The sequence below is a fragment of the Bradyrhizobium lablabi genome (assembly GCF_001440475.1).
Lineage (GTDB): Bacteria > Pseudomonadota > Alphaproteobacteria > Rhizobiales > Xanthobacteraceae > Bradyrhizobium > Bradyrhizobium lablabi.
On sequence record NZ_LLYB01000067.1, the window covers coordinates 168 to 520 of the forward strand.

Genomic DNA, 353 nt, shown 5'->3' on the forward strand with positions numbered 1-353 from the left:
GACGTCGAACTGCTGACAGCGACGCGCAACGAAGTCGATCTGCGCGATCAGGCCGCGGTCAATGCCTGGTTTGCCGCCAAGCGTCCGCAGGTGGTGTTTCTGGCCGCAGCCAAGGTCGGCGGCATCGTCGCCAACGACACGCTGCCCGCCGAATTCCTCTACGACAATCTGGCGATCGCTGCGAACGTGATCCACGCGGCGCATGCCAACGGCGCCGAGAAGCTGATGTTCCTGGGCTCGTCCTGCATCTACCCAAAACTGGCGCCGCAGCCGCTGCGCGAGGATTCCATGCTGACGGGCCCGCTGGAGCCGACCAACGAGCCCTATGCGATTGCCAAGATCGCCGGCATCAA

The 353-nt window shown here is 64.3% G+C and carries 1 pseudogene; it reads left to right on the top strand.

The window, feature by feature from the left end:
- Nucleotides 1-353 (top strand): annotated as a pseudogene (locus CQ14_RS46325) (NAD-dependent epimerase/dehydratase family protein); the annotation flags it as partial.